The sequence below is a fragment of the Streptomyces sp. SID14478 genome (genome assembly GCF_010548525.1).
GTDB lineage: Bacteria > Actinomycetota > Actinomycetes > Streptomycetales > Streptomycetaceae > Streptomyces.
The window spans coordinates 1-833 of the sequence record NZ_JAAGMG010000582.1 but is presented as its reverse complement, the minus strand read 5'-3'; the positions used below and the strand labels follow the sequence as shown (position 1 = coordinate 833).

The window sequence follows — 833 nt, the reverse complement described above, 5'->3', positions numbered from 1 at the left end:
ACTCCAGATCGCCCGCCGTGGTGCCCGGGGCGGGCGGCGCGGCCGCCGCCGTTCCGGCCCCGCCCAGCGTCCCCGCGATGACGGCGACCGCGAGAGCGGCCGCCCTCTTCCTGCGCCGGAGCTGCACGGCGTACTCCTCGAATGATCAACAGACTGTGAGCTGAGAGTGTCCCAGGGTGGTTACCGAGCCCACCACTGTCCGGGGCAGGGTGTCAACGCCCGTGGCCGTTGTGCCGCAATTGCCCTGTCGGGCGTGGTGCGAGACCTGAAGTTCTTCCGGTTCCCGACGCCCTCTGGTCAAAGTCCTTTCGTCGTACACAATGTGACCAGCGACACGTTGTTGCCCCGTACAGGTCTGCGGCCGCGTTCACTGGGTAGGGCATCCGACTCACGACCACCTCTCCACGAAGGAGGCCCCCGTGGCCGCATCAGCACAGCTCCTGCTCTCGGCCCTCTCCAAACAGGCGGACCCCGTGACCCTCGAGCCCCTGCCCCTCGACGCCGTGCCGTTCGACTCCGACACCACCACTTCTTCCTTCGAGGCGCCGCTGACCAGCGAGCCGCCCTTCGCCGACTACGCGCCCCTGACGTCCGAGCCGCCCATGACCGACGAGGCGCCGCTCACCTCCGAGCCCACTCCGAGCGGCCTGGCCGCGGGGTGAGCCTGGCCCGGCTCGCCGAGTCGTACGGTGTCGCCACCTCCTACTCCCCTGCGCCGGGCCGCACGGTCCGAGCCAGTGACGCGGCCGTCATCTCGGCGCTCGCCGCGCTCGGCGTGGACGCGACCTCGCCCCGGGCGGCGCTCGCCGCGCGGGAGGCGGAGCTCGCCGGGC

General features: G+C 71.7%; 1 protein-coding gene. It reads left to right on the top strand.

The window, feature by feature from the left end:
• Positions 1-419 precede the first annotated feature (419 nt).
• The gene (locus tag G3I40_RS18915; protein ID WP_164303313.1) at positions 420-662 is read left to right on the top strand and encodes a hypothetical protein; all 243 of its coding nucleotides are present in this window, start codon (positions 420-422) and stop codon (positions 660-662) included.
• Positions 663-833: the final 171 nt, after the last annotated feature.